The organism is Pseudoalteromonas sp. NZS100_1, from assembly GCF_015864285.1.
Lineage (GTDB): Bacteria > Pseudomonadota > Gammaproteobacteria > Enterobacterales > Alteromonadaceae > Pseudoalteromonas > Pseudoalteromonas arctica.
The window spans coordinates 71,716-86,921 of sequence record NZ_JADYXN010000011.1; the positions used below are offsets into that span (position 1 = coordinate 71,716).

Annotated in this window: 12 protein-coding genes; 4 read left to right on the plus strand and 8 right to left on the minus strand. The window is 39.5% G+C overall.

Annotated features, from left to right (window positions below; all coding sequences use genetic code 11):
- Positions 1–4: 4 nt before the first annotated feature.
- Genes I6F66_RS09605 through I6F66_RS09615 form a run of 3 tightly spaced genes read left to right on the plus strand, consistent with a single transcriptional unit; the run spans position 5 to position 2,702 of the window.
- Positions 5–514, plus strand: a complete 510-nt coding sequence (locus I6F66_RS09605; protein WP_197209160.1) for an Ig-like domain-containing protein — start codon at positions 5–7, stop codon at positions 512–514.
- A gap of 53 nt (positions 515–567) precedes the next feature.
- The gene (locus tag I6F66_RS09610) at positions 568–1,593 is read left to right on the plus strand and encodes a hypothetical protein (protein ID WP_197209161.1); all 1,026 of its coding nucleotides are present in this window, start codon (positions 568–570) and stop codon (positions 1,591–1,593) included.
- Complete coding sequence (locus tag I6F66_RS09615; RefSeq protein ID WP_197209162.1) at positions 1,590–2,702, plus strand: HupE/UreJ family protein; 1,113 nt, start codon at positions 1,590–1,592, stop codon at positions 2,700–2,702. Before I6F66_RS09610 ends, I6F66_RS09615 begins: the two co-directional genes overlap by 4 nt.
- Positions 2,703–2,766: 64 nt before the next feature.
- Here the strand turns inward: I6F66_RS09615 and I6F66_RS09620 are convergent, their stop codons facing one another.
- The 7 genes from I6F66_RS09620 to I6F66_RS09650 all read right to left on the minus strand — a co-directional run bounded on the left by I6F66_RS09620 (position 2,767) and on the right by I6F66_RS09650 (position 12,886).
- Positions 2,767–3,390 (minus strand): TetR/AcrR family transcriptional regulator, encoded by a 624-nt coding sequence (locus I6F66_RS09620; RefSeq protein ID WP_197209163.1) that lies wholly within the window; start codon positions 3,388–3,390, stop codon positions 2,767–2,769.
- 97 nt (positions 3,391–3,487) lie between these two features.
- A complete protein-coding gene (locus tag I6F66_RS09625) occupies positions 3,488–4,906 on the minus strand; it encodes an efflux transporter outer membrane subunit (protein WP_197209164.1) in 1,419 nt (472 codons plus the stop codon).
- Positions 4,903–8,037 carry an efflux RND transporter permease subunit gene (locus tag I6F66_RS09630; protein WP_165728365.1) on the minus strand — a complete coding sequence of 1,045 codons (3,135 nt, stop codon included), beginning with the start codon at positions 8,035–8,037 and terminating at the stop codon, positions 4,903–4,905. Before I6F66_RS09630 ends, I6F66_RS09625 begins: the two co-directional genes overlap by 4 nt.
- 12 nt (positions 8,038–8,049) lie before the next feature.
- Positions 8,050–9,219 (minus strand): efflux RND transporter periplasmic adaptor subunit, encoded by a 1,170-nt coding sequence (locus tag I6F66_RS09635; RefSeq protein WP_010553970.1) that lies wholly within the window; start codon positions 9,217–9,219, stop codon positions 8,050–8,052.
- 289 nt (positions 9,220–9,508) lie between these two features.
- Positions 9,509–10,810, minus strand: a complete 1,302-nt coding sequence (locus tag I6F66_RS09640; RefSeq protein WP_197209165.1) for a hemolysin family protein — start codon at positions 10,808–10,810, stop codon at positions 9,509–9,511.
- A gap of 138 nt (positions 10,811–10,948) precedes the next feature.
- Complete coding sequence (locus tag I6F66_RS09645) at positions 10,949–11,647, minus strand: transporter substrate-binding domain-containing protein (RefSeq protein WP_197209166.1); 699 nt, start codon at positions 11,645–11,647, stop codon at positions 10,949–10,951.
- A gap of 129 nt (positions 11,648–11,776) precedes the next feature.
- A complete protein-coding gene (locus tag I6F66_RS09650) occupies positions 11,777–12,886 on the minus strand; it encodes an arginase family protein (RefSeq protein WP_007582386.1) in 1,110 nt (369 codons plus the stop codon).
- Positions 12,887–13,340: 454 nt separating this feature from the next.
- On the opposite strand from I6F66_RS09650, the gene udp reads away from it, so the two are divergent.
- Positions 13,341–14,096, plus strand: coding sequence for a uridine phosphorylase (gene udp / locus I6F66_RS09655; RefSeq protein WP_007582384.1), 756 nt, complete (start codon positions 13,341–13,343; stop codon positions 14,094–14,096).
- Between the two features lie 67 nt (positions 14,097–14,163).
- Here the strand turns inward: udp and cdd are convergent, their stop codons facing one another.
- Positions 14,164–15,090: a cytidine deaminase gene (gene cdd, locus I6F66_RS09660; RefSeq protein ID WP_197209167.1), complete on the minus strand. Its 927-nt coding sequence runs from the start codon at positions 15,088–15,090 to the stop codon at positions 14,164–14,166.
- Positions 15,091–15,206: the final 116 nt, after the last annotated feature.

Here is a 15,206-nt window from a genome sequence, read left to right on the forward strand (position 1 = left end):
AATAATGCGTAATTTAAAAACTACCCATATTTGTGTTCTCCTCAGTGCATTAACATTGGGTGCATGTAGTAGCGATGACGATAAAAAACAACCTACACCGGTTGTAAACACCGCACCTACAGCAAGTGATGCAATGCTAACAACACAAACTGAAGTAAGCATTACCGATATGCTCAGCGCGAGCGACAATGATGGCGATTCGCTTACTTACTCGTTAACAAGTGAGCCAACTCTTGGAACTGTTACCGTTAATAGCGATGGTAACTTTACCTACACACCGAATAAAGAAGTGACAGGTTCAGATAGTTTTATGTTTGGTGTAAGTGATGGCGTTAATTCGCAAGTAACTGCAACAGTGAACATTACAATTGACGCACTACAAGTCGACTTTGCTCAATTTGCAACCGATGCATTTAATCAAGCCCCAAATGCAGAGCCGTTAACTGTTAACGGTCGGGTGTTTACAAACACCGATACCGATGTTGATGGATTGATTTCAACAAACGGTAACTAACCAAGTAATTAAGCTGACAGGCCATGGATGGCTTTTTTCAAAGGATATTTATAATGCATTTATCAATTTTTAAGTCCGTCGCATTTATTACTTTATGCCTAACACCCCTTGCGTTAAGCGCTGCGCCTTTTACCCCAAAAGATGATGCAGTTATTGCTAAAAGTAATTCAACGCTTAGTGCTTCCCTCTCTGTTGACGAAATAAATACATTAGTCACTAACAGCCAATATGCCGGCCAAACAGAGCGCTTACAGGGGCTACTTAAAACCCGTTTAGCCCAGCTATATAAACACACACCCTCATCTCAAATTGGTTACTTATATGCTCGCGTTTTACAAAAAGAGCACCTTTTTGACGAAGCTATTGATATTGCAAACAACGTTTTGATTGGAGAGCCAAAACATAATAATAGCCATTTATTGCTAGCCAATATATTTATGACTCAAGGTAAGTTCGCACAAGCAAAAAAACACTGCGTAGCCTTAATTGGGCAAGTAAGCACTATTACTGCTAGCACCTGTGTACTCGATGTACAAAGCCAACATGAAAGCGTTTTAGACAGCTACCAAGCATTAGTAAAAATTATAAATAATAATCAAACTAGCCTAGCTACAAACCATGTTTTAAGTGAAATGAGCTACCGTTTAAACAACTACAAACAAGCTTTGTCTCACTTACAAAGTGTAGATTTAGTTCAAGCCCCTGTGAGCCTTATTGTTTTATGGGCCGATATTCAAATTGCTCTAAATCAACCGCAACAAGTATTAAATACATTAAGCGTACTGCTTCCTGATAAAAGTAATTTAGAGGATGCTATTTTGTTAAGACTTTCAATCGCAGAAAAAAAACTAAATAAACGCGATAAAAAATGGCAAAATACAATGGCGCAAAGAGTTACACTACGAGAGCTTCGCAAAGATTCATTTCATGCAAGTGACTTAGCTAAATATTACCTTGATGTACAACCAAATCGCGAAAAAGCACTTTACTGGGCTCATATTAATTGGCAACAGGCTAAAATGAGCACCGATGAGCAATTATTTACTCAAGCAAAAGCGATGCAACGAGATACACTATGAAAACGCCTTATCTATTTATACTCACTTTAATGCTGTGCATTTTTTCAACTTACAGCTTTGCCCATCAACTAAGTACAAGTTATATAACCCTAAATAGCAAAAACAATAACGACACCAACAAAAACCAATACACGGGCAACTGGCAAATTAATATAGCCGACTTAGAGCACGCAGTTCCTTTGGATTTAGATAAAGACGGGCAAATTTCATGGGCAGAAATAAAAGCAAAGCGCAGCTCAATTAATAACTTCATTACAGAAAATTTAAATATCACGCAAAACGAGCAAGCATGCCCTTTAACAAGTGAAGGTATCTATCAGTTAGATAACCATTTTAACCAGCCTTATTTGGTTATTCCGCTAATGTTTAATTGCAATGACAGTGAAATAATCTCCCTTTCCTATTCTGCTTTTTTTAAAACCGATGCTAATCATAAATCTATCGTAAATATAAACGGTGTATCTCGTGTATTTAACATAAACGAAGCTCAGCAAACATTTAGCTTTGAGCAAACAAGTTATTTAAGTACGTTTAATCAATACGTGTATCAGGGTGTTTTACATATCTGGATTGGTATTGATCATATTTTATTTTTAATCGCCCTGTTACTTACCTGTGTTTTAACTCGCAGCGATAAAGCATGGCAAGGTATTAGCTCTAAAAAACAAATTATTAAACACACAGCATGGATAGTAACCGCGTTTACGCTTGCGCACTCTATTACGCTTACAGCAACAGCTATGAACTTAGTCTCGCCAAATAGTCGTTGGGTAGAGCTTGGAATTGCTATATCTGTTTTATCTGCAGCATTAAATAATGTTTGGCCGTTGGTACTTCGTTTAGGGTGGCTTACTTTTGCTTTTGGTTTACTACATGGGATGGGGTTTGCCAGCGTACTTGGCGAGCTTGGCTTGTCGAGCGACTATCAATTATTGAGCATTTTAGCATTTAATTTAGGTGTCGAAATCGGTCAGCTCAGTATATTACTGGTTGCGCTGCCATTGCTTATTTATGTACGTAACTACACCTGGTATAAAAAGTGGCTTATGCCTATGGGTTCTGTAGCAATAGCAATAATTGCTCTGCAATGGTCAATAGAGCGTTTTTAAAGTATAAAAAAAGCTAGCCAATAATTGGCTAGCTTACTTTTTAGTTTATCTATTTTGCGCTTTACTATGCTTTATCAAATGGCATTAGTAATGTTTTCATCGCTGGACGAAGCGCTATTAATACTGTTTCTTCGGTTAACTCTGGGTAGAGTAACTTTCTGAGTAATAACCCTGCCATCATCGAAAAAATAACATTAATTCGGCTTTCAAGTTCAAGTTCATCAATATCTTTTAGCGCACTTCGCTCACTTGTTAAAAGCTGTCTCATGCGATCTCTTGCCTGAACATCAGTTTCGCGTAAAAGTGTTGCCACTTTAACATTTCGACCTGCTTCAGCCATCATGTCTAAATCAATAACACACGATCCCGTGTCCATGTGCCTTTGCACACCAATGTTTAAGCCATCAATGAGCGCTTGAAGTACATCACCAGGATGATCTTCAAACTGTTGGAAGATAGAAAACATCTCTTCCATGTCTTTTTCAATAATGCTTTCTATAATTGCTTCTTTACTTTCAAAGTAATTATAAATATGGCCTGCACTCATCCCTGCCGTTTTAGATATTTCAGCCATGCCTGCACCGTGGTAACCTTTTCGGTGAAAACACTCTGCAGCAGCTGTTAGTATTTGTTCGCGCCTAGCTTGCGCTATCGCGGGATCTGTTTGCCTTCTTGCTTTAGGCTTCATGTTCAACTCCACTACTAAGTCTTAAACTCAGTAAAGCGAGCACTATAAATAGCCTCGCTGTATCATTAAAATGCAGCTCGCCAGCGAGCTGCTAATATTACTGCTCTTCCTGAGTTGTTTTGTCGCTCGTATTCCATCCGCCACCAAGCGCTTTGTACAAGTTAATTTGGCTTGCAAGATACGCTTGCTGACCCGAAATTAACTGTTGCTGTGCGCCGTACCATGTACGCTGAGCATCAAGTACTTGCAAGTAGCTATCTGCGCCTTTTTCGTAACGCATTTTTGATAAATCAAATGTGATTTGTCGGCTACTTATAAGCATATCAAGCGCACTTAATTGCTCTTGGTAACCTTCTCTATCAGCAAGAGCATCGGCAACTTCGCGAAACGCATTTTGAATTTTTTGCTGGTACGTTGCCACCGCAATTGCTTGATCGGCTTTTGCTACATCAAGATTTGCTTGGTTACGTCCCATATTAAAAATAGGTAAGCTAATTGACGGCACAAAACTCCATGTACCTGAGCCCGAATCAAACAAGCCACTCAAATCACTTGAAGCAGACCCCGCATTGGCCGTTAAGCTAATACTTGGATAAAACGCCGCACGTGCAATACCAATATTGGCATTTGCAGCAAGCAGCAAATGCTCAGCGGCTTTAATATCTGGGCGCTGCGATAGCAAATCAGACGGTAAGCCAACCGGTACTTCTGGCATGCTAATCAAGTTGGTAAGGTCTTTATTAGGCAGTAAATCAGCCGAAACAGATTTACCCACTAATAAATCTAGAGCGCTTTTATCACGCTTTAATAAACGCTTATACGTTGCTATGTCTACTTTTGCTGTAGCAACTGTACTTCTAAGCTGCTCAAGGGTAATCGAAGACGTCGCACCTAAATCAAAGCTTTTTTGCGTAAGCGATAATGACTCTTGCTGAGAGGTGAGCGTTTCTTTTGCAAGCTCTAGCAGTTGTAAGTCCGTCGCGTAACTAAGCCACGCATTTGCCAACTCTGAAATTAAAGACACCTGCGTACTGTATTGGCTAAGCTCTGTAGAGTATAAATTTTGGAGTGCTTGCGCTGATTGATTGCGTACTTTGCCCCAAATATCTAACTCGTAAGACGTAATGCCCACTGTTGCACTGTATTGCGAGCTAATAGCTGCATCGCCAGTACCTGATAAGTCAGCCGGTAAACGCTGGCGCGTACCAGAAGCATTTAAATCAAGCGACGGATACAAAGCAGAGTCTTCAATTTGATACAAACCACGCACACGCTGCACATTAAGCACTGCAATTTGCATGTCTTTATTGTGCTCAAGGCTTTGCGTAATTAAGGTTTGTAGTTTTTCATCATTAAAAAACTGCTGCCAATTTAATTGCTGCGCAGCGCTTTGCTCAGTACCTGATGCATAAGCATCAGATACTGGTAGAGCAAGGTCTTTTTGCTCTGGCGCTAATTGACAACCACTTAGCACCAATAAAGTAATTGCACTTAGGCTGAATGTTTTAATACTCATTCTGCACTCTCCTTCGTTGTCTCTTTAGCTTTACCTGGGAATACACGGCGAACTAAAACAAAGAATAAAGGTACAAAAACAACAACTAATATTGATGATGCAAGTGTGCCACCAATAATCGAAATACCTAGCGCATTTTGCGCACCAGAGCCCGCGCTTGAGGCGATTGCTAGTGGGATTACACCACAAATAAACGCCATTGAAGTCATTAAAATTGGACGTAAACGAAGGCGTACCGCAGCAACTGCAGCATCAACAAGCCCTAGTCCTTCATCCATTTTATGAATCGCAAACTCTACAATCAGTATCGCATTTTTAGATGCCAAACCAATGGTGGTCAACAAGCCAACCTGCAAGTAAATATCGTTAGATAAGCCACCGCCTAGCGCTGCCATAATTGCACCAAATATACCCAGTGGCACAATCATCATTACCGCAAACGGTACCGACCAACTTTCATAAAGTGCAGCTAAACATAAAAATACAAACAATAGCGATAAGCCATATAGTAAAGGTGCTTGACCACTACTTGAGCGCTCTTGGAATGAAATACCGGTCCACTCAGACGAAATACCATTAGGTAATTGTTTAACTAAACGCTCCATTTCATCCATTGCTTGGCCTGTACTGTAACCCGGCGCTGCGCTACCTTGAATTTCCATTGCTGAAAAACCATTGTAACGCTCTAAACGTGGCGAACCATACGTCCAGTAAGCACTAGCGAACGCTGAAAACGGCACCATATCGCCATTATCATTGCGCACATACCACTTATTTAGATCCTCAGGCACCATGCGCGATTGTGCATCACCTTGCATATACACTTTTTTAACTCGACCACGGTCAATAAAGTCATTCACATAACTACTACCCCATGCTGTCGAAAGTGTACTGTTAATATCGTTTTGCGACACACCAAGCGCTTCGGCTTTTGCCAAATCTGTATCAAGTTGTAGTTCTGGCATATCTTCTTGTCCATTTGGACGTACGCCCGCTAAAATTGGACTTTGGCTTGCTAAACCTAATAACTGATTTCGTGCCGCCAAAAGTGCGTCATGGCCAAGGCCTACACGGTCTTGTAAGAAAATATTGAAGCCATTAGCAGTACCCAGTTCAACAATTGCAGGTGGCGGGAATGCAAACACAAACGCTTCTTTTATCGTTGAAAAGTAGCCCATCGCTTTACCTGCAACACCTTGAACAGATAACTCGTCACGTTGACGCTCATCCCAATGTTTAAGGTTAACAAAGGCAATTGCTGAGTTTTGGCCAGAGCCTGCAAAACTAAAACCAGTAACGGTAAAAATACCATTCACAGCTTCAGATTGATCGTTTAAAAAGTGATTTTCTACCTTTTTAACAACCTCAAGCGTTTGCTGTGTTGTAGAGCCTGCTGGCAGTGAAACTTGGTTAAACAAAATACCTTGGTCTTCGTCAGGTAAAAATGCCGTTGGCAAGCTTGAGAATACATAAACCATACCGCCCACAATCACGCCATAAATAAGTAAGTAGCGTTTAGAGTGCGTAAGCATACGGCCTACAAAGCTTTGTGCACCTGAATTTGTTTTATCAAAACCACGGTTAAAGCCTGTAAAAAATCGGCCAAATAACGTCTCATTGTTATGTACATGGCTTGGTTTTAAAAGCGTTGCACACAATGCAGGCGTTAAAATAAGAGCAACTAAAACAGATAACCCCATCGCCGATACCAGTGTTATAGAAAACTGACGATAAATAATACCGGTAGAGCCACTAAAGAATGCCATTGGGATAAATACCGCAGAAAGCACCATGGCAATACCTACCAGCGCGCCTTTAATTTCATCCATCGATTTACGCGTAGCTTCAAGTGCCGAGAGTTTTTCCTCGGTCATTAAGCGCTCAACGTTTTCTACCACAACGATTGCGTCATCTACCAATAAGCCTATGGCAAGTACCATCGCAAACATCGTTAGCGTATTTATTGAATAACCAAAGGTGTACAAAATACCAAACGTACCTAGTAAAACCACTGGCACTGCTATTGTTGGTATAAGTGTTGCCCTAAAGTTTTGTAGGAACAAATACATAACTACAAAAACAAGTACAACAGCTTCAATTAAGGTGTGAATAACTTTTTCGATAGATAACGATACAAACGGCGTTGTGTCGTAAGGTATAACAGCATCTAACCCTTCAGGGAAAAACGGTTTTAGCTCTTCAATTGCTTTTTTAACTCCAGCGGCAGTATCAAGTGCGTTAGCACCACTGGCTAATTTAATACCTAACCCTGATGCAGGTTGCCCATCGTAACGAGCAACAACGCGGTAGCTTTCACCGCCAAGCTCTACTCTAGCAACGTCCTCTAGACGTACAAAAGAGCCATCTGGATTAGTTTTAACCAATATTTGTTCAAATTGCTCTGGCGTTTGTAATCGACTTTGCGCTGTTACTGTTGCATTAAGTTGCTGACCATCAACGGCAGGCATACCGCCAAGTTGACCGGCAGATACTTGTGCATTTTGCGCACTAATTGATGCACTAATATCAGCAGGTGTCAGCTTATAATTTTGTAACTTTGAAGGGTCTAACCAAATACGCATCGCGTACTGAGAACCAAACAGCTGCACTTCACCTACGCCTTCAACACGCGAGACAATATCTTGCACGTTTGATGAAACATAATCGCCAATATCAATATTGGTCATGCTGCCATCTTTAGACACAAAAGCATAAACCATTAAAAAGTTACGCGCTGACTTTGCAACTACAACACCTTGCCTTTGAACGGCTTCTGGTAATAGTGGAGTCGCTGTTGCTAGTTTATTTTGCACTTGGACTTGTGCAATATCAGGGTCAGTTTCAGCGCTAAACGAAAGTGTAAGCGTAGCAGAACCACTCGACTCAGAAGTAGATGACATATAAAGCAGGCCATCAAGTCCTTTCATTTTTTGCTCAATAACTTGCGTTACCGTATCTTCAAGTGTACGTGCAGATGCACCAGGGTACGTTGCAGTAATACTCACTGCAGGTGGTGCAATTGAAGGATACTGCGAAATAGGTAAACTCCTAATCGCCAAAATACCTGCAAGCATCACTACAATAGCGAGTACCCAAGCAAATATCGGTCTATCGATAAAAAATCGTGACATTAAAACTCTCCGTTATTGCGCTTGATCGGCTTTAGTAGACGATTGAATTTCAGATGGATTCACTGGTGCACCAGGGCGGATTTTTTGTAAACCTTCAACTATTAATTTATCGCCATCCATTAAGCCATCAGTAACAAGCCAATCAGAACCAATCGTTCTATCTACTTTTAATACGCGGCTTTCTACTGTGTTATCTTTGCTGACAACCATTGCTGTTGGTTCGCCTTTTGAATTACGGCTAACACCACGTTGCGGAGCTAAAATAGCACCCGCCTTAACACCTTCCACAATAGAAGCTCGGGCATACATGCCTGGCAGTAATAATTTTTCTGGGTTTGAAAATTTAGCACGTAGTATTACTGAGCCAGTACTTGGATCAACTGTCACTTCAGAAAACTGCAATGTGCCTTTATGAGGATAAACAGAGCCATCTTCCATAATAAGTTCAACGTCAGTTTGGCTAGTCGAATCAACACTTAGAGCACCTGATGATATTGCTTTTTTAAGTTTGGTAAGCTCATTACTTGATTGTGTTAAATCGATATAAATTGGATCTAACTGAGTCACTGTAGCAAGTGCAGTACTTTGGTTAGCACTAACTAGTGCACCTACAGTTACGCTTGATTTACTAATTTGACCACTAATTGGTGACGACACATGGCTGTAATCAAGGTTAATTTGCGCCGATTTTAACTGCGCTTTAGCCGTTAATAATTCTGCTTTTGCTTGTTTGTATGCGGCATCTGCTTCATCAAAGTCTTGCTGACTTACCGCTTTTATTTTTAAAAGCTCGCTAAAACGAGATGCTTTAGCTTTACTACTTGAAATACTCGCCTGAGCACGTGCAACACTTGCTTCACTTGCTGCTAAGTCTGCTTCAAATGTCGCAGGGTCTATTTGATACAGAGCCTGGCCTTGTTTAACCTCTTTACCTTCAACAAATAAACGAGATTGCACAATACCACTTACTTGTGGGCGAATTTCAGCAATTTGAAATGCACTGATACGACCAGGAAGTTCTTTTTTGAGAGTAAGCGCTTGGCTTTTTAATGTAAGTACACCCACTGGTACAGCTTTAGGAGCTGAAGCTTGTGACTGCTCAGCAGCCTGATCGCAACCAGTTAAAGCAACAGAACCGACGAGGGCTGACAATACAAATAAAGCGATGCGGGAACGCTGCATGTTAAATACCTTTTAGTTTAGAGTGAACGATCATTCTAAATTAAAACGCGCTGATAATGAATCTTAATTAGAAGAAATTTACACAAACTTACACTCCTCAGTACAATATACGTCTTAGGTTGCATTTAATGTTAATTAGATGACAACAGAATCAAACCTGTATGAAAATAAAACAACTTAACATATTGAAATAATATCTCATTTTAGAAACGAAGTTTTTAGCAGACACAAAAAAGCCAAGCAAATACAGCTTGGCTATTTATATAAAAACTAAAGCGCACACCTTATTTTAAAGGATATTAGCACTCTGCGGGTTAATAACCCTTGAAACTAACAACTGCTCTACCCTAATTCCTTCTACATCAACAACTTCAAACTTAAAACCTGAAAAAGTTAAATGCTCCGCGCGTTTAGGTATTCGCTTCATATTGTAAATTAAAAAGCCAGCGACCGTTTCATAGTGCATCTGGTCAGGAAATTCTTCTATATCAAGTACTTTTGCTAAATCGGTAATTGGGGTTAAGCCATCTACAAGCCATGAATTTTTATCGCGTTCTATGATTAATTCGTCGCCTTGATGAGTGATTAAATCACCCATAAACCCTTTCATTAAATCTTTTACCGTAACAATACCCACAGAAAGCGCATATTCGTTTACTACTACCGCAAATGGTTTTGCTGCACTTTTAAACGCATTTAAAGCTTCTGATAGGCTTAATGTTTCGGGTAAGTAAAAAACATCTTTATCAATTAGGTCGTCGTTTATATTGGCGGCTTCGCCTTTTAGGACTTGTCGTAAAATATCTTTAGATTCAACAGAGCCATGCAACTTATCTAAATTTCCTGACACCACTAAAAAGTGATTATGAGGATGATCTATAATTTTAGTGGCAATATCATGGCTAGATTCGTTTAAATCAAAATACACAATTTGGTCACGTGGCGTCATCACGCTTGATAAAAACCGTGCTTCTAGGTCAAACACATTGCCAATGAGTTCATACTCTTGCTTTTGCAAACTGCCATATGCAGCACCTGCATCCATCATGGCAACAATGTCCTCTGTTGTTACATTGTCTTCTCGCTCAGCCGGCACCTTAAATAAGCGCAGTACAAAGTTAGTAACACCATTAAAAAACATCACCAGCGGGGTTAATGCAAAGGTAACCCAGCGCATAATGGTTACTACACGAACTGCAACGGCTTCTGGCATGATCATCGCTAAACGCTTCGGCATTAAATCGGCAAACAATATAAACAAAGATGTAATAGTAAAAAATGAAAGTAAAAAGCTAATCTTTTCTAAATGCACACCTTGATAAAACAATACCAACACACTTTCAACATAAGGAGATAGCGCCTGCTCGCCCACAATACCGCCCAATATCGCTATCGCGTTGAGTGCTATTTGGATCATGGCAAAAAAAGCCCCTGGATTTTCTTGTAGCTTTAGTACCGCTGCTGCTTTTATACTTCCTTCATCTGCCATTACTCGCAGTTTTATTTTACGCGACGCTGCAATTGCTATTTCTGACATAGCAAACAACGCACTGATCAAGATCAATAAGCTAATCCCGATTAAATCACCCATTTAACGCTCCAAAAAGTTAGCGCTTTTTTAAACAAAAAGCAGCTGGATTATAATCGGTTTTTTAAACGCAGCAATTTATATTTACGAAATATATTTAAGCTATTATTTTTCAAGTAATTAAGAGTTAAAACAGTAAGTTTAGAGTGCTTTAATTTTACTAAAGGCGGCTTTTAATTGAGAAACTAAAGCCGGATCCATATTTACATTACAGGCAAAAAATAACGGAGACTGAGTTGTATTTAAATTAAGTAATGGCTCGAGTAGCTCAAGCTTAGGCTCAGTTTTTATTCGATAGTTAAATTGCTTTTTGCTAAGAACAACAAAATCAAGAATATGGTGACGAGTACTTATGAGTTTATCTATTTTATCTAGGCTATCGATGAGTAATAAATGCTTGTTCTCACTAAAGCCCCTCTCAAGCAAATAGTGATGGCTAAAGTTATCACGCAGTACTGCTATTTTATATTTTTTAGCGTCATTGAGAGTATTTAACTTTATACCTCTGGACTTTAGACCATAAATGGCAGAATCAAAGCTTTCCAGTTCACCTACCCAGTTAAACTTACTTTCTCTATTAGGTAATCGAACAATAGAAAATATGCAGGTATTTTTATCGCGAAGTGCTGCATTGTAAGATATAGCCCAACTATGCGCCAACATAGTGTAGTTTATACCTGACCCTTCTAGCGCTTTATGAACTTTATCGACAGAACGGCCAACGAGTTTATTATCTTCATTGAGATACTGAAAATCCGGAAATACTTCCGTTACTATTGTAATTTCAGTTGCATCAACTTTAATACAGCTAATGAGCAATAAAAAGATCAATAATTTCATTCAGTGAGGCCTCAACCAACTCATTATATGTGTTTAATAAATATAGCTGAGGCTTTATGAACTGCTAGTTTTTAGTCATGTAATGCACACTTATACGCTGATAGTGCTAGTATTTATAGCACCTACAGCTTACTTGTTCATCGCACTAATTAAAAATGCTGAAATTTTGGCGCCTTCTCTAAGTGTTGTTTCAGAGCTTGATTGACCCACTAAAGAGCTGTCGGTAAAGGGGGCTATTTCCATCATATCAGCACCCGTAATCGGAAACTCATCCGCAATGGCTGATAAAATATCAAGCGCATGCTGTGGTGTTAAACCATTATGTTCTGGCGTACCTGTGGCAGATGCAAACTCTGCATCAAGCGCATCAATATCAAAGCTTACGTATACTTCATCAACGTTATCGGCTTTTAACTGTGCAATAGCGTCGGCAGCAACTGCTGCTGCGCCGCGCTCAATGATTTCATGTGCCCAATGTTGCTTAACGCCAAAGGTACTTTCCCAGTGTGCTTTAGGCTTACCACTTGAGCGTATACCAAATTGTATTAAATGATGTGGTGCCGGTAAAAACTCTAAAATATGTGTACACCACGAGCCAAAACATAAATCTATGCCTAGGCGCTCAACAAGTAAATCTGTATGCGCGTCAAAGTGAATAATAGCGGTACGCTTACCTTGCTCACGTTTTGCTTTTAAGTACGCTTTGGTAAGTGGGTAACTTATTGAGTGATCGCCACCAATACCAAATATACCTTTATCTTTAAATGTTGCGTAAAAACTGTCGCATACATCCTCAGTGATTGATAATGGGCTTACGTAATAGTCGTTATCTTCATTACCGTATAGGGCTTTTTGGCAATTAGAAATGGTTGCATCATTTAGGTATTTATCATGAAGTAAATGTGGGATTACACGTACATCGCCTAAATCAAACGAATGACACTGCGGTTGCTGATCAATTAAAGCTGAGCGCACAAACAGTGGCCCCCAGTTTGCACCGCGTAAAATACCACCGCCACAGTCTGAGCTAATACCTAACATAACGGCTTTATGTGGAGAATTTGGTAATTCATTTAAAGACTCGCGCCACAAATTATCAACGTTTTCAGTTTGTCCATAAAGTTTATTACGCAGTGCGGCTTTGCGCTCCTTTGCAGTATTTACTGTGTATACGCCATCACCAGGTGCGCACAAACAGTGCTCAACTTTGTTTTTAAATGCTTCAAATTGTGTGCTCATAATAAACTCCTTCGATTTTTATTCTGTACGTAGCTAATTACTTTTGATTAGTTATGCAAAATCACCAAAAGTGCCTAAACTTCAAATAAATTCCACTTTGCTAAATAAGTCTGTGCCTAATATAAATAAACACGTTATCTTTTACGTGCTTAATACAAATTTAAGCCATTGAATTAATTTAATATTAATGAATATTTACCATAAACTATTTAATTGTAGTTACGCGCTTGGTTGATACTTATTATGTCTGCTTGAACATGTCAACAGCACAACAAAGCTACTTGTATAAGCACTTGATTGAATATTCATAGTTGATGAATAAATCAAATTAGTTCTTAAAATTATTAAGACTTAATTGGAGGAGTTAAGATAAAACGGACAATCGTCCTGTACTTGATAAACGTTTCTAGCAATGATGCTAGATTGACACAATTTATTATAAAAAGGCTTAGCTATGGAAAAGGTATTTCACTTAGGACTATGTATTGACGATCTTAAAGGTGCAAAACTTGCGATTGTACCGGGCGATCCAGATCGTGCTGCACGCATTTCACAATTCCTAGACAACCCAACCTGCCTTGCTCAAACTCGTGAGTTTCATGTTTACTTAGGTCAACTAAACGGCCATTCGGTGGTTGTTTGTTCTACGGGTATTGGTGGTCCATCTACGTCGATTGCAGTAGAAGAATTAGCACAACTTGGCGTGCGTAAATTTTTACGTATTGGTACAACAGGTGCGATTCAGCCACATATCAACGAAGGCGAAATTTTAATTAGCCAAGCATCTGTACGTTTAGACGGTGCAAGCCAGCATTTTGCTCCTCTTAGCTACCCTGCTGTGTCTGACTTTTATGCAACACAAGCTATGGTACAAGCATGTAAAAACTTAAATATCGATTTTCATATTGGTATTACTGCATCAAGCGATACATTTTATCCAGGACAAGAGCGTTACGATACGCATTCTGGTTACGTTCCTAAATCACTACAAGGTAGCTGCGAAGAGTGGCAAAAACTGGGCGTGATGAACTACGAAATGGAATCAGCAACATTATTTACTATGTGTGCAGCCCTTGGTTTACAAGCAGCATGTGTTGCAGGCGTACTTGTTAATCGTACTCGCCAAGAAATACCAAATGTTGACCATGGTGAAATTGAGCGTAAATCTGTAGCGGTAGTATTAGAAGCGGCTAAAGTATTGCTTGATTAATACGGGTTCTATTAATTAGTAACATTATGAAGCACAGCTTTGGCTGTGCTTTATTGTTTTTGAAAGGTTATTTTAGCTGCGCACTAATTACTTCTATTGCCGGTAGGTTTTTAAAACTTGCAAGTACAGCACGTGCTACACCCGCTTGGTTTTCATGGCCTGCGGTTTCTAAAAGTGTAATTGATTTTACTGTACTTTCGTTAAAGCTAAGCCCTGCGATAAATAATTGGCTAAGCGCACTTTGCAGTGGCGACAAGCTTGGGCTGTACGCTGCGTTTTCTGCGTAACTTCCGTAAAAATCACCATTTTCAAATGTACTAATTTTTACTGCACTAAAGTTTTTACTATAGGGTACGTATGCGTTTAATGCTGTACTTGCTAGTTTTTCATCTAGTTGATCATTTGCAAATACTTGCTGGTGAGGCTCTGGATTAAACAAGCTAAACGCGTTACCTAAATCAGTCGGCCCAAACGAGTGCGGCAGTAATTCTGCCAATTTAAAGTGTTGCTCTGGCAATAAAATATCAAACTCTTTCGCATCAGCGAGTTCGTTCATAAACTGGCGGCAGTATCCACACGGTGCATCGCTAATCGCTATTTTAACTATTTTTTTAGCGCCGTTTAACCATGCGTTATTTATAGCCGATTGCTCTGCATGAACCACTAAACTCAATGCTTGATGATCAAACTCTACATTTGCACCAAAGTAAAAGTTTACCTCATCGTTTTCATCAAGTGCTTTAACAATTGCGCCTACATGAAAATCTGATATCGGCGCAACAGCATACTCAGAAGCCAAAGGTACTAAACCTTGTAATAATGCATCATCAGACACATTGAGTTGTGCGCATAACGCTTTAATATTATTAGAATTTAATATGCCATGTTGTGATTTTAATTGACTACGTAATGACGCTGTTTGCGCTAAGTTTAATGTGATGTGAGAATTTGTAAGTGCTGTATCTTGCTGTACAGTAAAAGTTGCTGAAGCCATAACATTTTTTAATTATTCAATGGCTAAGTAGTTTAAAAGGTTAAGCCGCTAATTGCTAGGTTATTAAACGCAAAAAAGGGAGCACATCGCGTGCTCCCTTTAATTTTAACTGATAT